This window comes from Streptomyces sp. P9(2023) (genome assembly GCF_032436795.1).
Lineage (GTDB): Bacteria > Actinomycetota > Actinomycetes > Streptomycetales > Streptomycetaceae > Streptomyces.
On sequence record NZ_JAUPWM010000078.1, the window covers coordinates 1 to 2217 of the forward strand.

Here is a 2217-nt window from a genome sequence, read left to right on the forward strand (position 1 = left end):
GTACTCGCGGCGGATCGACATCAGACCGGGCATCTCGTGCTCGGCCAGCGTGATCTCCTTGCGGCCGAACTCCGCCAGGGAGATGTCCGCGACCTTGTAGTCGGCCAGGTCAACGGTGGGTTGCGAGGACATGCTGAGGACTCCTGATGGGTCGTATGTTGCGGTGGATCTCAAGCGTCGCGGTGGACCGGTTGAGGGTGATGTAGTGCAGGCCGGGAGCGCCTTCGGCGAGGAGCCGCTCGGCCATGGCGGTGGCGTACTCGACGCCGATCCGGTGGCCTTCGGCCGGCGTGCCACGGGCTGCTTCCAGCCGGTGGGCCAGGTCTTCGGGGAATGCGGCGTTGCTGAGCGCGGCGAAGCGGCCGATCTGGCGCGCGTCCGTCGCCGGCATGATCTCCGGGATGATCGGCGTGTCGCAGCCGGCCGCGACCACCCGGTCACGGAACCGCAGATAGTCGTCGACGTGGAAGAACATCTGGGTGATGGCGTAGTCGGCGCCGGCCCGGCACTTGGCGACGAAGTGCGCGATGTCGCTGTCCCAGTCCGCGGAGCGGGGGTGCCGCTCGGGGAAGGCGGCCACACCCACGCTGAAGTCGCCGATGCCCTTGACCAGGGTGACCAGCTCATGTGCGTACGTGAGCCCTTCGGGATGCGCGGTCCAGGGCGCGCGCGGGTCGCCGGGCGGGTCGCCCCGCAGGACGAGGACGTCGCGTACACCCGCGTCGGCGTACTGGCCGATGATGTGCCGCAGTTCGGCCACCGAGTGCCCGACGGCCGTGAGGTGTGCCACGGGCCTGAGTGTGGTCTCGGTGACGATGCGCTTGGTCATCTCGACCGTGCGGTCCCGGGACGAGCCGCCCGCGCCGTACGTGACGGACACGAACGTGGGCCGCAGGGCCTCGATCCGGCGTATCGCGTGCCAGACGGCGGGCTCGCCGGCGGAGGTCTTCGGAGGGAAGAACTCGAAGGAGAAGACGGGCTCGTCGCCCGAGGCCCGGCGGGCGACGGCGTCGCGCAGGGTGCTCATGCCCGGCCCCCGGCGTTGAAGTAGCCGGCTTCGGGGTGGTGGACGACGATCGCGTCGGTCGACTGCTCCGGGTGGAGCTGGAACTCCTCCGAGAGCTGGACGCCGATCCGCTCGGGACGGAGCAACTCGGCGATCTTCGCCCGGTCCTCCAGGTTCGGGCAGGCCGGATAGCCGAGGGAGTAGCGGCAACCCTGGTACTCCGTACGGAACATGCCGTCGAGCTGTTTCGGGTCGTCGGCCGCGATACCGAGCTCGGCGCGGACGCGGGCGTGCCAGTACTCGGCGAGCGCCTCGGCCAACTGCACGGACAGGCCGTGCAGTTCGAGGTAGTCGCGGTAGGAGTCGGCCGCGAAGAGCTTGGCGGTCTCCTCGCCGATCCGGTTGCCCATGGTGACGACCTGGAGGCCGACGACATCGGTCTCGCCGGACTCCTCGGGGCGGAAGAAGTCGGCCAGGCAGAGATAGCGGCCGCGGGACTGCCGGGGGAAGGTGAAGCGGGTCCGTTCGCCTCCGTCCTCGTTCAGGATGATCAGGTCGTCGCCCTTGGAGACGCACGGGAAGTACCCGTGCACGACAGCCGCTTCCAGCAGGTTGTCCGTACGGATCCGGTCGAGCCACATCCGTAGCCGGGGGTGCCCCTCGGTCTCCAGCAGGCTCCGCTTCAGCCCCCACTGGCCCTTGAAGAGCGCGTTCTCGTCGAGCCAGCTCGCGTACTCCTTGAGCTGGATGCCCTTCACGACCCGGGTGCCCCAGAACGGCGGGATCGGCACCGGGTTGTCGACGGCCACGTCCGAACGGGCCGGCAGTTCGGCGGGGCGGGGCGCGGGCTCGGTGACCGAGACGGCCTTGACGCGACGCTGCTTGAGCTCGGGGAGTACGGCTCCGGGGACACCGCGCTTGACGGCGACGAGCGCGTCCATGAGCCGCAGGCCCTCGAAGGCGTCGCGGGCGTAGCGGACTTCGCCCTGGTAGATCTCGTGCAGGTCCTGTTCGACGTACGCCCTGGTCAGCGCGGCCCCACCGAGGATGACGGGGAACTTCGAGGCGAGGCCCCGGCCGTTCAGCTCCTCCAGGTTCTCCTTCATGATCACGGTGGACTTGACCAGCAGACCCGACATGCCGATGACGTCGGCGCGGTGTTCCTCGGCGGCTTCCAGGATCGCGGAGACGGGCTGCTTGATGCCGAGGTT

The 2217-nt window shown here is 69.3% G+C and carries 3 protein-coding genes; all 3 read right to left on the reverse strand.

Going from position 1 to position 2217, the window contains the following annotated elements; genetic code table 11:
• Nucleotides 1-132, reverse strand: a 132-nt coding sequence (locus Q5762_RS36625; RefSeq protein WP_315896651.1) for an adenosylhomocysteinase, incomplete at its 3' end; no start/stop codon positions are given.
• On the reverse strand, nucleotides 110-1027 hold the full coding sequence (gene metF, locus Q5762_RS36630) for a methylenetetrahydrofolate reductase [NAD(P)H] (protein ID WP_315896649.1): 918 nt from the start codon (nucleotides 1025-1027) through the stop codon (nucleotides 110-112). The genes Q5762_RS36625 and metF, both read right to left, overlap by 23 nt.
• Nucleotides 1024-2217 (reverse strand): vitamin B12 dependent-methionine synthase activation domain-containing protein (locus Q5762_RS36635; protein ID WP_315896650.1); only part of this gene is annotated, 1194 nt, incomplete at its 5' end. The genes Q5762_RS36635 and metF, both read right to left, overlap by 4 nt.